We start from the raw sequence: 18266 nt of genomic DNA, 5'->3' as shown, positions 1-18266 counted from the left end.
TTAAGAGTTAAGAGTTAAGAGTTAAAAGTTAAGAGTTGGCTGACGCAAGAACAAGAAGAATGCGTCAGCCAACTCTTAACTTTTAACTCTTAACTTTTAACTCTTTTTGGCTTCGGATGGGTTGGACGGTCGGTTGGGGAATCCGGATGCTGAATGTGCTTCCCTGACCGGGGGCGCTGCTGACGCTTAATTTCCAGCGGTGGGCTTTCACGATCTTCTGTACGTAGCTTAATCCAAGCCCGAACCCTTTGACGCTGTGGGTGTTGGCACCCGGTGCACGGTAATACGCGTTGAAAATGTGGGGCTGGTGTTCGGGCGCAATACCAATGCCATTGTCCTGAACAAAAAGAACAAACTGGCCATTTTCATTGCGGGTGATCAACTGGATGAACGGATTGACGGGGGTGTATTTAACCGCGTTATCGACTAAATTTCCCAGTACATTGGTTAGGTGCAAACGGTCGGCCTGAACGATTGGGTAATGCGCTTCCAGTTCCAGATGCAGGTAATCGCCGTGTCGTTCCGCCAGGTGGAACAGCAACTCGTGCATGTCGATGGGAACCTGGTTCAGTTTGAAGGCTCCTTTGTTGTCGGAGCGGGCCACTGTCAAAACCGTCTCGACCTGCTGCTGGAGCCGCAGGGTTTCTTCCTGCACCATCCGGACATATTTCAGCATCCGCTCGGGCTGTTCAATAATCTTGGGAGACGAAAGTACATCGGCGGCAATTTTGATCGACGAAATGGGCGTTTGAAGCTCGTGCGTCATGTTGTTGATAAATTCCCGCTGGTCATCCGTCTGGTTTTTCTGCGTGAGCATCCGGTAAAACAGGTACATGAAGAAGCAGGTGAGCAGCAGTACGATCAGAGATGCCAGAATCCAGTTGTCCAGTTGCTGGGTCAGGTATTGAATCTGGTTGGGGAAACGGACGACAAAGTAATAGGGTGATGACGCCGAGGGCTTATCTTTGCCGGTGGCTACAGTCGGTTGATCCGGTTGACGGGACGAGTTTTCGTAGATAATTTGTCCGGCATTATTGTCGTAGACGCCATATTCGAACGTAGTCAGAATCTGGTGAATTTCCAGTTCAGCACCCAAATAGAAGTCCAGTTTCTTCGGATCGATTGGGGCATCCAGATTAACCAGATAATACGACGGAGACAAAGTAACAACCTGAACCCCAACGGGTACACCGGTTTCTGGGCGGGCTACACGCCGGGCCACTTCGCTCAAAGCTTTGGTAACGGTTTGCAGAAACTGCCGTTCGCGCAATTCATACGCCTTCCTGACCCAATAAACCTGCGTCGACACAATGCCAACAATCGACAGGATGGAGAGTGCAATCAGAATACGGGTAGTCAGTCGTGACATGTGTTATGTCATGTTAGGTGGACTTGATAGACTATACTCCGTTTAGACGAACGAATCTTTTGAAAGTCAGCTATTCAAGGTTTTTTTTACGAAAAACTTACACGTGTTAAGAGTCTGGTCTGGCGTTTGAGCAGGTGATGCTCCGTTAATGGAGGTTAACGTAGTAGGATAGAGAGTAACAATAATAGGTGTTTATCAGACGTTAAATATGGGGTACTTATGTTGCTAAGTAATTGAACAATAAGCAATAATTCAAATTTGTGGCAATAAAAAGTTGTAATTAACGTATGTTTAATAGTTGGTGTGCAGCGATATTTATGCACAAATTCCTTTAAGTGACAGATTCAAAGGGAGTTAGAGAAAAAACAAAAAAAGCGTAGAGCAACTGCCCTACGCAAAAATAGTTTACAAGATAGTGAGACAAATCCCTCTTTTCAGGATTCGGATGGGCTGGTTTCAGGTGCCGGTTTGGGGGAAGGCGCTTTCCGGGTTGCAGGTGTCGTACGGGTTGCCGTCGGTTTGGTGGCCGGTGCCGGTTTGGGCTTGGCGGGTGCTTTGGGAGTGGCTGCCGCTTTGGGTGCAGGTGTTTCTTTTTCGGGTGCCGACGCCTTCTCTTGACCGTTATTAGCCGCCTTTACGGTGGTTTTTTTGAGCTTTTTAGCGACTTTTTTGCCTTTCTGATCGGCTTTTTTCTTCGCCTTCGCCAGTTGTTTTTTCTTCTTTTCTTCTTCTTTCTTAAAGAGCTTACTGACCCGGTCGGCTAGTTTTTCGGCGGCTTTTTCGATGGCTTTCTTTACTTTTTTCGACTGTTCGCCTACTTCGGTCAGTTTGGTTTCAATCGAACTTGCAATTTCAGTTGCCAGCGATTTTTTTTTGGTCTTCATATGGGAATGTTGTTAAGGTATACTGCGGTAAATAAAAAAATCTACAAACAACTACGAAAGAAACAGGAAAAACAAAATCAGTGTGTTAAGTTTTTGTTAAGTTTTGTCAGAAAATCCCAGCAAACGATGCCCGCACTGACGGCGATGTTAAGCGAATGTTTGGTGCCATATTGGGGAATTTCCAGCACCAGGTCGGCTTGCTCAACAATACTCGAATTGACACCGGCAACCTCATTACCAAACACAAATGCAAACTTTTTGTTAGGCAGCGGCTCGAAATCCTGCAAACCGACGCTGCCCTCGGCCTGCTCGATGGCTGCGATGATCCAGCCTTCCTGCTTCAACCCGTCGATTAACGCAACAACATCCTGAACGTGCTCCCAATCGACCGATTCGGTGGCACCGAGGGCCGTCTTGGTGATGTCGCGGTGAGGGGGCGTACCGGTAATGCCGCAGAGGTAAATTTTCTCCGCCCGAAAGGCGTCGGCCGTGCGGAACACCGACCCAACGTTGTTGAGGCTCCGGACACTGTCTAAAATTAAAACGTACGGGTATTTGTCGGCGGTTTTAAAGTCTTCGACGGTTAGGCGATTGAGTTCGTCGAGACTGACTTTTCTGGGCATCTGAGTAAGTTTAAAATCGAGCATGTTACCAGGCAGTTGACGACCAAAAGGCTGGTGATAGGGGATGAAGAAATCGGTTGTTCATGGCGTAGGTGGATGAGGGGCCGAAATTTATATTCTTTTCGGGAAAGGACAAACAAATGAGCCTTTATCGGCAACAAGCCGGATGAGAAGACCGCCCTCTCCCTAAAATTTCGTATTTTTGTTTAAATTAAGCATCCGGAATTTGTGAAAAGTACCAGCACGAAGCTTGTCAAGAAAACGACCGAAACCCCCCTTAACCGGCAATACAACCAGATTAAAGTCAAATACCCCGGTGCCATTCTGCTTTTTCGCGTGGGGGATTTTTACGAAACCTTCGGCGAAGATGCCATCAAAGCCAGCCGGATTCTGGGCATTACGCTGACCAAACGGAACAACGGCGGAGCCAACGAAGACCTGGCTGGTTTTCCGCATCATTCGCTCGATACCTACCTGCCCAAACTGGTTCGGGCGGGCGAGCGCGTGGCTATTTGCGACCAGCTCGAAGACCCGGCGATGGCGAAAGGAATCGTCAAACGCGGGGTGACGGAACTGGTGACGCCCGGCGTTTCCTTCAATGACAACGTGCTGGATACGCGCCGAAACAATTACCTGGCTGCGGTTCACTTTGCCAAAGGCTCGGGCGCCGATGCCCAGTTTGGCGTGGCGTTTCTGGACATTTCGACCGGGGAATTTCTAACCTCGCAGGGCAATGCAGCCTATGCCGATAAACTCCTGCAAAGTTTTAATCCGTCCGAAATTCTGTTCTGTAAGAAATACCGCAAGGATTTTGTCGAACAGTTTGGCGATAAATTCAATACGTATACGCTGGACGATTGGGCGTTTACCTACGACTTTGCCTATCCGTTGCTAACCCAGCATTTCCAGACGTCTTCCCTGAAAGGCTTCGGCGTCGAAGGGCTGACCGACGGCATTGTGGCCGCTGGCGTCATTTTGCATTACCTGAATGAAACCGAGCACAAAGACATCGACCACATTGCCCGGCTGACGCGGCTCGAAGAAGATAAATACGTCTGGCTCGACCGGTTTACGATTCGGAATCTGGAGCTGGTAGCGTCGCAACAGGATGGTGGAATTCCGCTGATTCAGATTCTGGATCAGACCGTTACACCGATGGGTGCCCGGTTGCTGCGGAAGTGGCTGCTGTTGCCGTTGAAAGACAAACCGCTGATTGAAGAGCGGCTCAATACCGTCGAACTCCTTAAAAACGGCCACGGCGATGCCGCACAGGGCGCCGACGGGCCGAGCCTGCGGGAGTCGCTGGAACTCCACCTGAAACAAATTGGCGATCTGGAACGACTGATTTCCAAAGTGGCGGTTCGGCGGATTTCACCCCGCGAAATGGTGCAGTTGAAACGGTCGCTGTCGCATATTCTGCCCATCAAAGAATTGCTGATCACTGCGCTGGCGCAACAGCCGATGACATCGTCGATCAAGAAATACGCCGATCAGCTCAACGCCTGTACGTTTCTGGTTGATAAGATTGAAGCGGAATTGCGGGATGAAGCGCCGGTGGTGAGCAATCAGGGCGGCATGATCAAAAGTGGCGTCAATGCCGACCTGGACGGTTTGCACGCCATTGCCTTTTCCGGGAAAGATTACCTCGTGCAGTTGCAAAACCGGGAAGTGCAGCGCACCGGCATTTCGTCGCTGAAAGTGGCGTATAACAAGGTGTTTGGCTATTACCTGGAAGTGTCGAACGCCCACAAATCCCGGGTTCCGGCGGAGTGGATTCGGAAGCAGACGCTGGTGAATGCCGAACGCTACATTACCCCGGAACTGAAAGAATACGAAGACAAAATCCTGAACGCCGAAGACCAGATTTTCAGCATCGAGCAGCGGATGTTTAATGATCTGGTGCTGGCGGCCGGCGAATATGTCAACCACATTCAGCAGAACGCCCGGGTGATTTCGGTGCTGGATGTGCTGGCGTCGTTTGCCCGCATTGCCGAGAAAAACCGCTATACCAAACCGACGATCACCAATTCGAAGGTTTTGCAGATCAAAGACGGACGGCATCCGGTGATCGAACAGCAACTACCGCCCGGCGAACCGTATGTGCCGAACGACCTGTATCTGGACGACGAAACCCAGCAGATCATCATCATCACCGGTCCCAACATGGCCGGAAAATCGGCGCTCCTCCGCCAGACTGCTTTGATTGTGCTGATGGCGCAGACGGGCAGTTTTGTGCCGGCATCGGAAGCGGAGATCGGTATTGTCGACAAGATTTTTACGCGCGTTGGGGCTTCCGACAACCTGTCGCGGGGCGAATCGACCTTTATGGTCGAGATGACCGAAACCGCCAGCATTCTGAACAACCTCAGCGAACGGAGTCTGGTGATCATGGACGAAATCGGGCGGGGAACCAGCACCTACGACGGTGTTTCCATTGCCTGGTCGATTGCCGAATACTTGCACAACCACCCGACCTACCGCGCGAAAACGCTGTTTGCCACCCACTACCACGAACTGAACGAACTGGCGACGGATATGCCCCGCATCAAGAACTTCAACGTGGCCGTCAAGGAAATGGGCAACAAAGTCATTTTCCTGCGGAAGCTGAAGGAAGGAGGGAGCGAACACAGCTTCGGAATTCACGTGGCGCAAATGGCCGGGATGCCGACGGGCATTGTCAGCCGGGCCGGTGAGATTCTGCAACAGTTGGAAAGCCAGCGGGAAGGGTCGGGCGATACCAAACGCGAAGCGTTGCGGGACTTGCCCCGGGCGAGTGACATCACACTCAAGATTTTCGAAGCCGGTGATCCCAAAGCCGAAGCCATCAAGGAAAAACTGCGTAAACTGGATATCAATACGCTGACGCCGATCGAGGCCCTGCTAAAACTGAACGAGTTGTTGAAGATGATTGAATAAAATCGACCAAGTGCCAGCGGCACGACATGTTTGTAGTAAGAATAGTCACCATGTGTTTTAAGCGTGCCTTAGGTACGCAATAATCCTGATCGTTACGTACCTAAAGGCACGAGAAAAGAGTTGGCCTACTGTCGTTGCTACAAACATTTCGTGCCTCTGGCACTTGATTGGTTCATTATCATTAGATAAAATCTAAACCTACACTACTAAAAGTTGTCTCTAATTTACTGCACATGCCGCGACACCATTTGGTGTTTCGCCAGCATCTTCTTCAGCTCCTCCGACCAGCCCAGGTATTTTTCGCCGTCTTTGGTGTCGTAACCATTCTTGATTAAGCCGTCGGCTTCTTCCATCGCCTGATCGGGACGGTCGAGGAAATAGTTCAAAACCATCAGGTTATAAAAAGCTGAATACCGCATTTTCTGATTGCGTTTGTCCGAGCCGGGGTATTTGGTTTTCAGCTCCTGAAAATAATCCAGCACCGGTTGCAGGTCGCGGGCGAGCTGGTCGATCGGCTGGGTGGCGGTCATTCGTTTCGACAATTCCTTCACCGCTTTGATGGCTTCCTGCTGAATCGGGTATTCGGGGTGGCTTTTGGAGTCCAGAATCCAGAGAAATTCCCGCGTTTGGGTCGGCACATACCCATACCACCGATTAGCATCCTCATTCACCCGAACAAGTGCATCGGTCACGTATTTCGTAATCAGATCGGTCCGAATCGTTTGCTGGTTTTGCTCGATATACCGGCGCGCATCGGCCAAGTTTTTGTATTCGACGGTGGTAAATGACAATTCAGACGGAAAATAACCGCTGGTTGTGACGCTTTTTTCCGGCCCGGCTTGGGAGGCCGTTTGCAAAAACCGGTTGCTTTGTAACTCCTTCGCTTTCTCTTTTTCCTTCCGGCTCAGCGATTTTTCGTCGGTGCGCGCGCCGAGCACCTTGTAATTGCCGCTGAAACTATACCGAACGATCATGCTGTAATACGTGATTCGGTCGGTAACCTTCCCGTCTTTGTCTTTCTTTTCTTCGGTGCGGGTTTTCGTTTCGCTTTTCTCAAACCGCACGTTCCCGAATTCCACCGTAATGCCGACCGCTGGGTTGTTCTCGACCCGTTGAAACCCGGATAAATTGATTTTTTCGTAGATCGCCGATTCCGGATAGGCCGAAGCGACCGAAGGGGAACCCACGACCCGAACGCCAAACGTGCGGTTATCGGCGGGGGTGTGTTCTTTCGGGAGAATCAGATAACCGGCGTCGAAATAAAAGCGGTCAAGGTCAACCTTCTGGGCCTGAACCCGTGGGCTGGTCGTGAAAAAAAACAGGGCTAAGAGCGAGTAAAGCGGTTTCATGATCCAAAGGTAAGGGTTGCAAAAAATGAAAATTGCGAAGTATTTATCAAACGTAAAAGATTAGGGCTGAATTGATAAAAAATTGGATCGGATTGAAACTTATGCAACCAACATTTGACGCTAAATGCATTTCAATTAACTTCAAACCCGCAAGCGTAACCCAATTTGAACGCATTCATCAAATCCTGACGTAACCCAATGAATCTCAAAACCCGCATTCAACTCTCTGTAATGATGTTCCTCCTGTTTTCGGTATGGGGAGCCTGGTACGGACAGATGAGCAAGTATCTTTTCACCCAATTGAACGCAACCGGCGATCAGGTCGGCAATGCGTATCTGGCTTTTTCGCTGGCGATGCTGGTGGCGCCGTTTTTTGTCGGCCTTATTGCCGACCGGTATTTTGCCGCCCAGAAAGTGTTGGGCGTTTTAAATCTGGCCGGTGCGGCCATTCTGTTTTTTTTGATTCAGGAGAAAGATCCGGATTCGTTTTTCTGGCAGATTCTAGCCTATTGTATCACGTTTGCCCCGGCCATGTCGCTGACCACCTCCATTGCCATGCAGCACATGAAAAATCCGGAGAAAGAATTTCCGGGCATTCGGGTGTTGGGAACCGTGGCCTGGATCGTCGTTACGAATATTGTGGGATTCCTGGGAATAGGCGATCAGGTAGCCATTTTCCAGATCGCTATGTACACTGCGCTGTTTTTTGGCTTGTTTTCCTTCACACTGCCGCATACGCCCCCCAAAGCTACTGCTAGCGCGTCTATTGGCCAGATTCTGGGCGTCGATGCTTTCAAAATGCTGAAAGACCGCTCGTTTGCCATTTTCTTTCTGTCGTCGGTTCTGATCTGTATTCCACTGTCGTTTTACTACGCGATGGCCAATCCGTCGGTGACCGATGCATACAAGGCTGCCTTCCCGGGTGCCGATCCGAAAAGTTTTAATGTTGAGAATATCATGTCGCTGGGGCAGGCTTCCGAGTTTTTTTTCATGCTTCTGATTCCCCTGGCGTTCACTCGGCTGGGCGTTAAATACATGTTGGTGGTCGGTTTGGTGGCCTGGATTATTAGATTTCTATTGTTTGGGTACGGCGACGCTGGTTCGGGCGAGTGGATGTTCTACATTGCCTTCGTTTTGCACGGTGTCTGCTACGATTTCTTCTTTGTAACCGGCCAAATATACACCGACAACAAAGCCGGAGAGCGCATCAAGTCCTCAGCGCAGGGCCTGATTACGCTGGCGACCTACGGAATCGGAATGGGCATTGGTTCCAAACTGGCCGGAATCGTAGCCGACCAATATACGGTCAATGGCAAAGTAGACTGGACCTCTGTCTGGCTGGTTCCGGCGGGCATTGCTGCGGTGGTGCTGGTGTTGTTCGTTCTGATGTTCAACGACCGGAAGAAAACCGTACCGGCTGAGGATGAACTGGTAACGGGACCGTTGTAAGCTTCCCGTGTTAAAATTTTCAAAAGGATGCCGCTCCAGCGGTGTCCTTTTTGTGTTTTAGTGGAAATTAACGTTGTTTGAGGTATGGAAAAGAAGAAGAGGATCACGGTTTATAAAGACCTGAATGCCCTCATAGGGAACAGGTGCAGTTATATGCCCGAATGACACCGGAAGAGAGATGGGAGGAGTATATAAAGATGCGCCGGATTTATATTGAACTGGGAGGATTTCAGCCAAAAGCTGGGCAAAGAATTAGAATAAGTAGGCCATCATGGATGTAGAAAACAGTGATTTTCTCCAATTTGTAGCATCTGCCGAAAAACAGCAGTTAGAATATATGTTGGTTGGTGGGCTTGCCCTCTTGTTAAATGGGGCCGTTCGTTTCACCCAGGACGCTGATTTATGTTACAACCAACTAATGTAAACAAGGAGAAATTATTGAAAGTATTGCAGGATCTGGGCTATAGTCAAGAAGATACAGCGACGATTGGTTTACTCGATTTTACAAAACCGCAAATTATAAGGATTGATCTGGGGCCAATCGACATAATGACACGCGTTCATTTTCGATTCAATTATGAAGACTGCCGAAGTCGAGCGCAGGAGTTCATTACGAAAGCAGGCCATCGAATTTGTTTCATTGGTATCAATGACTTACGTGAAATAAAGATCTTGGCACGACGACCGAAAGATTTAAACGACGTGCTGATGATTGATGAAGTGATAGAGGAAAAGAAAAGACTTGGCGAGAATAAGACCGATAATAGTTAGAAAATAACAATGAAGCCGCACCCATGGATGTAGAAAAGCAATTCTATCTCATTTTCTTACTACTCCTGATTAGCCCCTTTTCGCAGGCTCAATTTGAGGGTAATGAATGTTTGGACAAGCATTATGCGAAAAAGGAAGCGATCGACTGGATGTTGAAAAGCTATCGGGGAGTCTACAATTTTCAGAAGACGGAAAATATTGCCAGCATTGGGGCGGGTTCGGGCGTTCGGGAAGTCATTTACTCGATGATGGTCGATAGCCTAACCATTCATCTTCAGGATATTGAGCCGATTTGCCTTCAGCCTGAAAGGCTTTCGTTAACCATCCGGCAATTGTATCAAATCGGTGGAAGAACCTGTTCGGCGTTTTTTATTCCGGTTCGGGGGAGTGAGCAGGAAACCGGGTTGCCCAGCCGGTTCTTCGACAAAATCATCATTGAAAACAGCCTCCATGAGTTTACCCGTTCCAATGAAATGCTGACCAGCATTCGGGGCAATTTGAAAAAAAACGGTTATCTGTTTATTGGGGAGTTGATCGCCCGTCGAAATGGCCAAAAGCACCAGGGATGCCGTCGACCGTTATTCACGGAAGAAGTCTTACTTCAGTTGATGGATTTAAATGGGTTTCGATTCGTCGAAAAAACGGTTTTGGATCCCAACTATCCCTACGACCGGGTCTATCGGTTTGCGTTGAAGTAGAACCCTGTGTTCATTTTTCCACCAGCCTCAGCCATTCTTTGATCACGGCCTGCAATGCGGTTGCTTTTGCGTCAATATCTTCCTGTGTCGTAAAAAAAGCAATTCGTCGGCCGTCTTCATACGCTCCTTCGAGTAATCCGGAGGGGTCTGTAATTTTGGCCCCGCTGGGAAAAACCAGCATGATTTTCCCTTTATGGAGGTTGAAAACCGCCAGTTCCCGTTTGTATTCCTTCGGATCGAACGGTTTCATGTCACCTGTGTAATAAAAACTCGGGTTGTTCCACTTGATCCGTTCGCCAATGTCGGGGTCGGTGCTCAAAATCAATTGCCGGATCGACTCGACAAGCGGGCCCCGTTTCGGGTCGAGTTTTTGAATATGCTCCGTAACCTGTTCCGTATCGGAAAGCTTTGGAGTACGGGCAACTGTTTTCTTTTTCGGTTTTGCTTCGGCGAGTTGCCGGTTTTCGGACACTCTGAATTTCACAATATCAGCAATCAGAGCCAGCGGCATGGGTTGGTCAATCGGAAACTGAACCGAGCCTTTGGCACCTTTATACACCGACAGGCGTTCCTGAAAGGCTTCAATGCCGGATGGAGTCGGATAAAAGCCAATGTGGTTTTTGTAGCCCGCAAAATGAACCAGATTACCCTTCAGCGTAAACGTCGGCATGCCATAGTTGATGGTCTCTTCGGCCTCGGGTGCGGCTTTCCGGATGGTTTCCCGAACCTGCTCAAGGAGTTCCCGCGTTTCGGTGGGAAAGTCGGAGATGTAGCGATCGATCGTGGTAGACTTGTTCATACGCAGTGTTCACTGCACCAAATTTAGGCTAATTCGTGAAAGATACAACGCGCTCTAAAGCCCTTCGTGTTTCAGGGAAGTGGGTAAATCCGTCAGGGTTTTCAGGAACGCCAGCAGCGCGCTTTTTTCGGATTTGCTCAGGTCAAGCCGATTGGTAGGCAGGGTTTGGTTTTCGAGTTCAATGCCGAGTCCGTGACCACCTCCGCCGTCATAAAAATCAATTACTTCGTCCAGGTTCTGGAACGCCCCATTGTGCATATACGGCATCGTGGCCGTAGTGTTGCGAACGGTCGGGGTTTTGAAGGCGTACTTGAGCGAAGGCAATTTGGTCAGGGCATAACGGCCTAAATCGGGATCAATCTGCCGGGATTTGGGGTGAATCGGCACGCCGATCACTTCGGATTCGGTTCTTGTGAAACCGGGTGGAATCGTTCCGTTGAAAAGCGGCATGAAATGGCAGATGCCGCATTTGGCTTTGCCCATAAACAGATTGAAGCCATTGATTTCTTCCAGGCTCATTGCTGCCTTTTCGCCCCGCATATACCGGTCAAAACGCGCATCCAGCCGCACCAGTGAGCGTTCATACGCCGACAGGGCGTTTTGAATCTGCACCGGGCTGATTCGGCCATCGGATTGGGGAAAAGCCTGCCGAAACCGCTTCACGTAATCGGAACTGACCTGCAATTTTCGGGCGGCAGAGTCGAGCGAACCGTGCATTTCGGTTACATTATGAACCACATCGAGCGACTGGTTTTCAAGGGTTTGGGAACGCATGTCGTAAAACTGGCTGTTCTGTAAAGCCGCATTGATAATCGTCGGCGTATTCCGCAGTACCAGACCCGAACCGGCCAGCGTCGTGTTTTTTGGTAAACCGTCGGTAAAGGCTTTGTCGGGCTGGTGACAACTGGCGCAGGAGCGGGTGTTGGTAGCCGACAAAATCGGGTCAGAAAACAGTTTTTCGCCCAGCAGCACCTTGGCTTGGTTGGTGCGCATGTCGGCGTTGGGCGCCCAGAAATCGGCGTTGAACGCTCCCGGTTCAAACAAGGTGGCGGCATCGGCCCGCAAGGTCCGAACATCCGTAAACGGTTGAACACCAATCTTTTTCTGATAAGCGAGCAGTTCCCGGGAAATCGGGTTGGCAAAGGTCAGGATGAAATGCGCCCGATCGAAGGCGTCGAAATCGGAATGGGTAGTCAGGTAGGTTGCGGCTTCCTGAAGGCGGTTTTTCAGTACATCGGAGGAGTCAGTACCGGGGTAAAACGCCAGATAGGACTGCAAACTAATCAGTGATGATGCCGCTTCGGGCATGGCGGTTCGGCAGAGGGGCGTGTCGAAACCGGCAATGCCCAGCGTCATGATCCGAAAAACCTGCAGCCGTAACGCATCGAAAACGTGGGCGTCGGTGAGTTCCGTGGCTGTCCAGACCGTTCGGATGCGGGCCAGTTGATTCCGCAGATTCCGAATTTGCCGAACCAGCTCCGGCTTTTCGGTGATGGTAGCTTCCGCAAAGAGCAATTCTTCAATCACCTGAAAACCGGCGGGTTCGAAGGCTTTGGTTTCTTCTACTTCCACTTCATCCAGGGGTGTTCCGTTGATCAACCGGCTGGTTCCGGGCAGGTAATATTCCGTAAAATGTTCCAGCTTTTTAAACCGCTGACGGCAATCGATGAAGGCCAGCCGGAGGCTATCGACCGGAGCCGACGCTTCCGCCAGCGGCAGAAGCCGACCTGCAATAAGCCGTTCCAGGGTGTCCAAATCCTGTGTAAAGTGCTGGCGAACCCGGTCTTTTGGTAGTTGAACGGGCCGCGACGATTTTTCAATCCAGCCAAATAAAAGAATACTGACCACGACCGCTCCGGCAAATAAACCGACTGTTTTTTTCATACCCGGAAAATGATAAATTGAAAAAACGACAACCCGCCTGTCGGATGGCAGGCGGGTTGTCGAAGACAGGCTTTTTATTTCTGTAAACCTTGCAAAATCACAACTTGACCTCCTTCTTTGTTGGTACTCAGACCGCTACCGTCCGGATTGGCGTAGCTGTTGCTTTGCCAGGTGTGCGGGTGCAGATTGAGCAGGAAGGTGTTTGGGACGCCGGTTAACTTCGAAACGTCATACATCGCTCCGTATTCCCAGGAGCTAAGCTGCTGGTTGTTCGCGGAGTTGTATTTGCTGTTGAACGTCGGGTCCGACCGGCGATGATTCATTTCCAGAACCGCTTTCAGTTCCTTCGTTGCCATTGAATATTGCCACACGCGCCCGTCGTGCTTGTTGTCGGCGTAATACGAGTCGCCATCTTCCTGAATGTACACGTAGTTTTCCGTAACGCATATGTTGTCCGGGTTCACGATGTTGTTGCCCGGATCGACGCTGCCGTCGGCAATGACCTGAAGGGTGCCTTTCAGCGGATCATTTTCGTTGAGGTTTACTTTATAAACGCGGCCCCACATGGTTTTGCCCGTTACCGGCGTTTTCTTGTCGGCCTGGCTGACCCCCGTTGCCGTGAAATAAAACTCACGTCCGCGCTCACCACCGCCCCCTTTGCGGTAGTCGACGTCTTCAACCCGGGCAAATTGAACGGCTTTTTTCTCCACCGACTGGGCCGCGATCTGCGCCCCGGTCGAGGCCGCCACGTTATCAACCTCCACAAATTCGATGTCGTAGATCGTCCCGGCGACCATGTCCGTTTCAACCGGATTTTGATTTATCCGACGCAGAAAGTAGAGTTTGCCATTTTGCAAATCACCAACCGAATTAGACACATAAGCCAGTACCTGGCCGTTTGAATCGTCTTCGCCAATGATGATGACGGTTTTTCCGGGAAAAGCGTCTTTCGGTAGCGGTACGGCATTTTCCATACTGGCTTTTCCCAACGCGGGTAACACCCGGTTTTTATTCTTTTTGTCGGGCGAACCCAGCGGGTCAATCGCGTGTACCATCGACTCGGCCCCGCTTTCACCGGCGGTCAGGAATACCGGGCCAAAACCATGTTCTTCCGGCGTGGTCAACGTGGCCGAACACAACCGCCACTGGCCTCCTTCATAATCGACGATGTATTCGCCTTTGACGGGTTTGAAGGTTTTGTCGAGATACACCCGCGAAACCGACTGGTGGATTTCGTGATTGTTGATCAGGATGAAGCCTTCACCGTTGGGGTTTTTCAACAAACCGGCTCCGTCGGGCTGGGCACCGAAAACAAAATCGGGCGATTCGTCCAGTTTGTCATCGCTGCTGATGAGCGGGAACACCGAAAGGCTTTCAAAACCGGGAAGTGTTTTGACAAGCGAAGGGTTAACGGACCGGGTTTTCAGTTGAACCGCCGACGTGTCGGGGGTTTGATGGTCTTGCACGGTACAGCTTGTCACAACCAAACCGGTTGCAAACAGAAGGGGAGAAATTCTCATGGATAAGAAGCTATTGTGAAGTAAAATTGATCATGCAAAGAAGCCAATCGCATTTTACCCCAGTTTTAAGGAAAGATGATGACTTGAAGAAATGAAGATCTGTCGAATTAACACAAAGACAACCGCTTCTAGGGGTGATAATCCCCCGCAACCCGGTATTGGAGATGCCGGACTTGCGACTGAAATTCGGCGAGGTGTTGAGAGAGCAAACGAACCGATGCCCTTCGATGCAGAAGCTGCCGGAATTTCTGGCATTGATCCAGCAGCAAAGGCTGGATAACCGACGAGTGGGGGACTAATACGGTTTCTCGGGACGATGACAGGAGTGTGACTTCCTGCGCCTTCTGTCGGAGTTGTTCGGTCAGGGCGAGCAGTACGGGTTCCGATTCCCCGCTGATCACCGCCATCCGAAGCCCGTTTACCGAAGAATCGAGCGAGGTAATGGATTGGAGATGAAGTTGTTGAAAATCCCGGTCGATTCGGTTGGTTGGCATGGATTCATTCGCCGGAGTGGCCAATCGAGAGAAACGCCAGGCTCCCCATCCGGCCAGACTCATGAGCAAAACTAACCAGAATACCTGGTTGAGTCGTCGGAGCAGCAGTTCACGCAGAGATTGAGTCACGCAACGGGTTTCGGAATGTTTGCGTAAAGGTGCAACTCGAAAATGACCCCAGCGTAAAGGAAATGTGAACGGTTTGCGAAGTTTTTAGCTAAAAAAGAACCCGGAAGATGTTGCTTCCGGGTTCTTTTTATTTTAATGAATGGCTGCTGCGGGTTTTGCTTTTTTCGTTTTCTTGGCCTTGAGCTTCTTTTTCTCTTCTTTTTTAGTCACTTTGATCAGTTTGGCGGCCAGCTTCTTTGCCGATTGCTGAATCATCTTTTTGACCTTCTTCGATTGTTCACCAATTTCGGCCAGTTTTGATTCGACAGAAGTTGAAATATCGGTAGCCAGTGCCTTCTTTTGGGCCTTCATACAGTGTGTTGGTTTGATGGTATTCCTGGGAATAAAAAAATCTACAAACAAATACAAAAAAATAGCCGGAAACAAAAGCCCAATGTTAAGTTTCTGTTAAGGTTTCAGGTCTATTTTTCAGAAACCGCAGTGGCTGCAACTACCTTAAAAACCGTGTTGGCGGTAAACATCCGGCCGTAGGCATCTCTGGCACGCACTTCGATGGTGTGATCGCCAGCGGGCAGGTCACCGCCCAGTTTGGCCTTCCACAAATGCGTCGACAGAATAGGCGCAGAAGGTTTCGTTCCGCCCAATGGCTGTTCGGCAGAATCATATCGGTACCGAACGCCGAGCAATCCGGGATCGGCTTCCTCGACCCGGGTCATCGGTTTCCAGGCTCCCTGTCCGATGCGATATTCCAGCGAATCGCGCTTGCTGCCCTGGAAGAAGTTGGCATACAGGTCGTTACGGCCCACCTGTCCTTTGGTAATCGCTTTCGGTGCATACAAACCAATCTTGTAAGTTTCGGGATGGTTGGCAATCCGGTAGTCGAACGAATACTGATTGCCGTTGAAAGTCAGGAACATATAGCCTTTGGGCGTTCCATCGCGCATCGTTGAAACCGGTACGCCCTGCGCGTTGTTTTCGCCGGAATACCAGTCGCCCGACGTCGTGCCGACGTTGTATTCGTGGTGCGGATTGACCCGATCCAGCCCGGCCTCCTTGCCGTAAAAGAAGTGCTGCTGAATGTGCGTATGAGCCGAGAGCGACAACGTATGTGGGAAGTCTTTGAGCGCATTGAACAACCGCTGGCGGTCGGCTATCCGAAACGTTTCTCCCGCGCCCTCGCTGGACAGCGGAATGTGATGGCACAAAACCACCAGATGATCTTTCGGTACGTGTTTCAAGTCGTTTTCGACAAACGCCAGTTGATCGGGGCGTAAACCGCCTTGGTAACCATTCTGGTCGCGCGGGTCGGGATAGAGAATGTCATCCAGAACGATGAAATGGACTTTTCCCTGCGTGAATGCGTAGGTGTTGGGACCGTACATAGCCTCGAAACTTTCGTCCGACAGACTATCCACTTTGACATCGTAGTTCATATCGTGATTGCCCATGACCTGAAACCACGGCAGATCGAGTTTGCGAATGACGGTATTGTAGGCACCGAACAAGGCCGGATTGTCGCCCACCAGATCGCCCAGGCTGATGCCAAAGCGGAAATTGCCGGTTTTGCCCTGGAGTTCGGAAACCACCCCCCGGTCGAAATGGGCAATCTGCTCCGTGGTGTAGGCCTGCGGATCGCCAAACACCAGAATCTGGTATTGATCCGGCTCGTCCTGTTTCGTCAGCGCGAAATCGACGGATTTGGGCAAGGGGCCCGTGGGGACAACGCCCGGAAATTTCAGTTGCGGAGAGCCGTTGGGTTTGTGCCGGTAAAAGAACTGGGGCAAATTCTGGGCGTTGACGGGCAGTTTGTAGCCTGTCGGCTTGATCACAAAAAGAATATGATCCAGCCCGACCGGCAGTTGATACTGACCCTTTGCATCCGTCAGCACCACTTCGCGGCCATTGGAAACCGGCACCTGAGCCAGCCCCGGTTCGGTGCGGTCTTTTTTGCCATTCTGGTTGCGGTCTTCAAAAACAAAGCCCTGGGCGGTATGTTGGGCCTGAGCCAGCACCGAAACCGTCAACAAGGTACCGGACAGCAGCCCGCGTAAGGTAGGAATGAAAAGCATGTTTGGAAATGAGAAGAGTAGACCGATTTAGTGATTCAATGTAATCATTTTGTGGTAAAAATGCTGCCATTCCCAGCCGCAGACAGGGTCTTCGACCGCTGTCTGGGCTTTCGGTTGGAGCTTTCCGGGCTGACCGCCCGGTTTAAAGCCGCCAGAAATAGGAAATAGCCCCGCCCGTGCCAGGCCCGGAACTGTTCGCTGGCGTTGGCATCGTAGTGGGGCATAAAATCAAGCAAACGGCTCAGGTCGAAGGTGTTGGAAGCAACGCCAACCCCGGCCCGCTGACCATCCAGCGCATTGCAGGCCTGTTCGAAATGGTTGGGTTGGGGAATCATCAGGACGGGTTTTCCCAGGTAAAAGGCTTCGCAAACGGCTTCAAAACCGGCCGTAGTCACCACGGCCCGGCAGTCCTGCATGGCTTCCAGAAACCGTTGGCTGTGGATGGCGTGGTAGGTGAGGGTTGCGTCGATCCGCTCTTCTGCCGCCTTTGTTCCCGCATGAAAACAACGCATGGGCAGATCCGGGTGTTGCTGATGGGCCTTCACCAGTTGGGACACCAAACCGGGATGGGTGGTGTAGGCCAGCAAAAAATCGCCGGATGTCGGATTGCGTTCGGTGGCTTCCCGACGCAGCAGGGGAGGAACCACGCGCACCCGGCTGCCCGGCACGTCGGGCTGCTGATCGAAAGATAACGCCAGCAGTTCCCGGGCACCCCAGGCCGTGAGCCGGGAGGTGAGTTTGAACAGCATACGGTCCAGAAGCTGACCTTTCGGAAAGAAAAACCGGGGGTGAAAAGCCAGATACTGGTGGGCCACGCAGAGCATCGGAACCGTCGGACGGTAAAAACCGTAGGTCAGTCCGCCCAGCAGTTCATAAAAATTAATGACCAGATCCGGTTTCAGGGTTTCAATCGCATCCCGAATCTGACGCATGCTGCGCCGGTAGATTCGGGCGTTTAAAACCGCTTTTAGCGCCGTTCTGGAAGGTTGCAGCGCATTGGTCCGGGTGTGGTAGACCAGTCCGGGACTGGGCAGGGGTGTGATCGGAGCCGGGAACTGCTCGCTGAAAAAAGCAGGTGTCGGGCGGTTTTGGGTAACTCCCACCAACGCACCAACTACCTCATGACCAGCGGTTTCGACCAACTGAGCAAACGAAAGAGCCTGCGTCAGGTGGCCGCGACCTTCGCCCTGTACCAGAAACAATAATCGCATGAAAGTAATTGTACGGTTTTCGGAAGCGAAGCTACGTTGACAGGGTTACATGAATTTTACGGTCCGGTTATCAATGCGTGCGTATCCGGCGGTTTTTTACA

At 50.9% G+C, this 18266-nt stretch carries 15 protein-coding genes; 4 read left to right on the top strand and 11 right to left on the bottom strand.

The window, feature by feature from the left end; genetic code table 11:
• Nucleotides 1-82: 82 nt before the first annotated feature.
• The 3 genes from ACS5NO_RS24065 to ACS5NO_RS24055 all read right to left on the bottom strand — a co-directional run bounded on the left by ACS5NO_RS24065 (nucleotide 83) and on the right by ACS5NO_RS24055 (nucleotide 2876).
• Nucleotides 83-1369, bottom strand: coding sequence for a sensor histidine kinase (locus tag ACS5NO_RS24065; RefSeq protein WP_439417496.1), 1287 nt, complete (start codon nucleotides 1367-1369; stop codon nucleotides 83-85).
• Nucleotides 1370-1803: 434 nt separating this feature from the next.
• Nucleotides 1804-2253: a hypothetical protein gene (locus tag ACS5NO_RS24060; protein WP_439417495.1), complete on the bottom strand. Its 450-nt coding sequence runs from the start codon at nucleotides 2251-2253 to the stop codon at nucleotides 1804-1806.
• Nucleotides 2254-2330: 77 nt separating this feature from the next.
• Entirely contained in the window at nucleotides 2331-2876 is a 546-nt protein-coding gene (locus tag ACS5NO_RS24055; protein WP_439417494.1) for an RNA methyltransferase, read from the bottom strand.
• A 228-nt stretch (nucleotides 2877-3104) separates the two neighbouring features.
• On the opposite strand from ACS5NO_RS24055, the gene mutS reads away from it, so the two are divergent.
• Nucleotides 3105-5792, top strand: a complete 2688-nt coding sequence (mutS, locus tag ACS5NO_RS24050; protein ID WP_439417493.1) for a DNA mismatch repair protein MutS — start codon at nucleotides 3105-3107, stop codon at nucleotides 5790-5792.
• 224 nt (nucleotides 5793-6016) lie between these two features.
• Here mutS and ACS5NO_RS24045 read toward each other — a convergent pair whose 3' ends face one another.
• A complete protein-coding gene (locus ACS5NO_RS24045; RefSeq protein WP_439417492.1) occupies nucleotides 6017-7141 on the bottom strand; it encodes a hypothetical protein in 1125 nt (374 codons plus the stop codon).
• Nucleotides 7142-7339: 198 nt separating this feature from the next.
• On the opposite strand from ACS5NO_RS24045, the gene ACS5NO_RS24040 reads away from it, so the two are divergent.
• The 3 genes from ACS5NO_RS24040 to ACS5NO_RS24030 all read left to right on the top strand — a co-directional run bounded on the left by ACS5NO_RS24040 (nucleotide 7340) and on the right by ACS5NO_RS24030 (nucleotide 10059).
• Nucleotides 7340-8590, top strand: coding sequence for an MFS transporter (locus ACS5NO_RS24040; protein WP_150875561.1), 1251 nt, complete (start codon nucleotides 7340-7342; stop codon nucleotides 8588-8590).
• Nucleotides 8591-8992: 402 nt separating this feature from the next.
• Entirely contained in the window at nucleotides 8993-9361 is a 369-nt protein-coding gene (locus tag ACS5NO_RS24035; protein WP_439417491.1) for a DUF6036 family nucleotidyltransferase, read from the top strand.
• Nucleotides 9362-9384: 23 nt separating this feature from the next.
• Entirely contained in the window at nucleotides 9385-10059 is a 675-nt protein-coding gene (locus ACS5NO_RS24030) for a hypothetical protein (protein ID WP_439417490.1), read from the top strand.
• A 10-nt stretch (nucleotides 10060-10069) separates the two neighbouring features.
• Here ACS5NO_RS24030 and ACS5NO_RS24025 read toward each other — a convergent pair whose 3' ends face one another.
• The 7 genes from ACS5NO_RS24025 to ACS5NO_RS23995 form a co-directional block, all read right to left on the bottom strand.
• Nucleotides 10070-10858 (bottom strand): DUF1801 domain-containing protein, encoded by a 789-nt coding sequence (locus ACS5NO_RS24025; protein ID WP_439417489.1) that lies wholly within the window; start codon nucleotides 10856-10858, stop codon nucleotides 10070-10072.
• A gap of 54 nt (nucleotides 10859-10912) precedes the next feature.
• A complete protein-coding gene (locus tag ACS5NO_RS24020) occupies nucleotides 10913-12742 on the bottom strand; it encodes a cytochrome-c peroxidase (RefSeq protein ID WP_439417488.1) in 1830 nt (609 codons plus the stop codon).
• Nucleotides 12743-12816: 74 nt separating this feature from the next.
• A complete protein-coding gene (locus ACS5NO_RS24015; protein ID WP_439417487.1) occupies nucleotides 12817-14208 on the bottom strand; it encodes a PhoX family protein in 1392 nt (463 codons plus the stop codon).
• Between the two features lie 182 nt (nucleotides 14209-14390).
• The gene (locus ACS5NO_RS24010) at nucleotides 14391-14885 is read right to left on the bottom strand and encodes a hypothetical protein (RefSeq protein ID WP_439417486.1); all 495 of its coding nucleotides are present in this window, start codon (nucleotides 14883-14885) and stop codon (nucleotides 14391-14393) included.
• A gap of 132 nt (nucleotides 14886-15017) precedes the next feature.
• Entirely contained in the window at nucleotides 15018-15236 is a 219-nt protein-coding gene (locus ACS5NO_RS24005) for a hypothetical protein (protein WP_439417485.1), read from the bottom strand.
• A 110-nt stretch (nucleotides 15237-15346) separates the two neighbouring features.
• On the bottom strand, nucleotides 15347-16954 hold the full coding sequence (locus tag ACS5NO_RS24000; protein ID WP_439417484.1) for a calcineurin-like phosphoesterase C-terminal domain-containing protein: 1608 nt from the start codon (nucleotides 16952-16954) through the stop codon (nucleotides 15347-15349).
• 44 nt (nucleotides 16955-16998) lie between these two features.
• Nucleotides 16999-18165, bottom strand: a complete 1167-nt coding sequence (locus tag ACS5NO_RS23995; protein ID WP_439417483.1) for a glycosyltransferase family protein — start codon at nucleotides 18163-18165, stop codon at nucleotides 16999-17001.
• Nucleotides 18166-18266 lie beyond the last annotated feature (101 nt).

The sequence above is a fragment of the Larkinella fluvii genome (assembly GCF_051857545.1).
GTDB lineage: Bacteria > Bacteroidota > Bacteroidia > Cytophagales > Spirosomataceae > Larkinella.
Note: the sequence above shows the minus strand (reverse complement) of the source record. Positions and strands in the feature narration are given on the sequence as shown.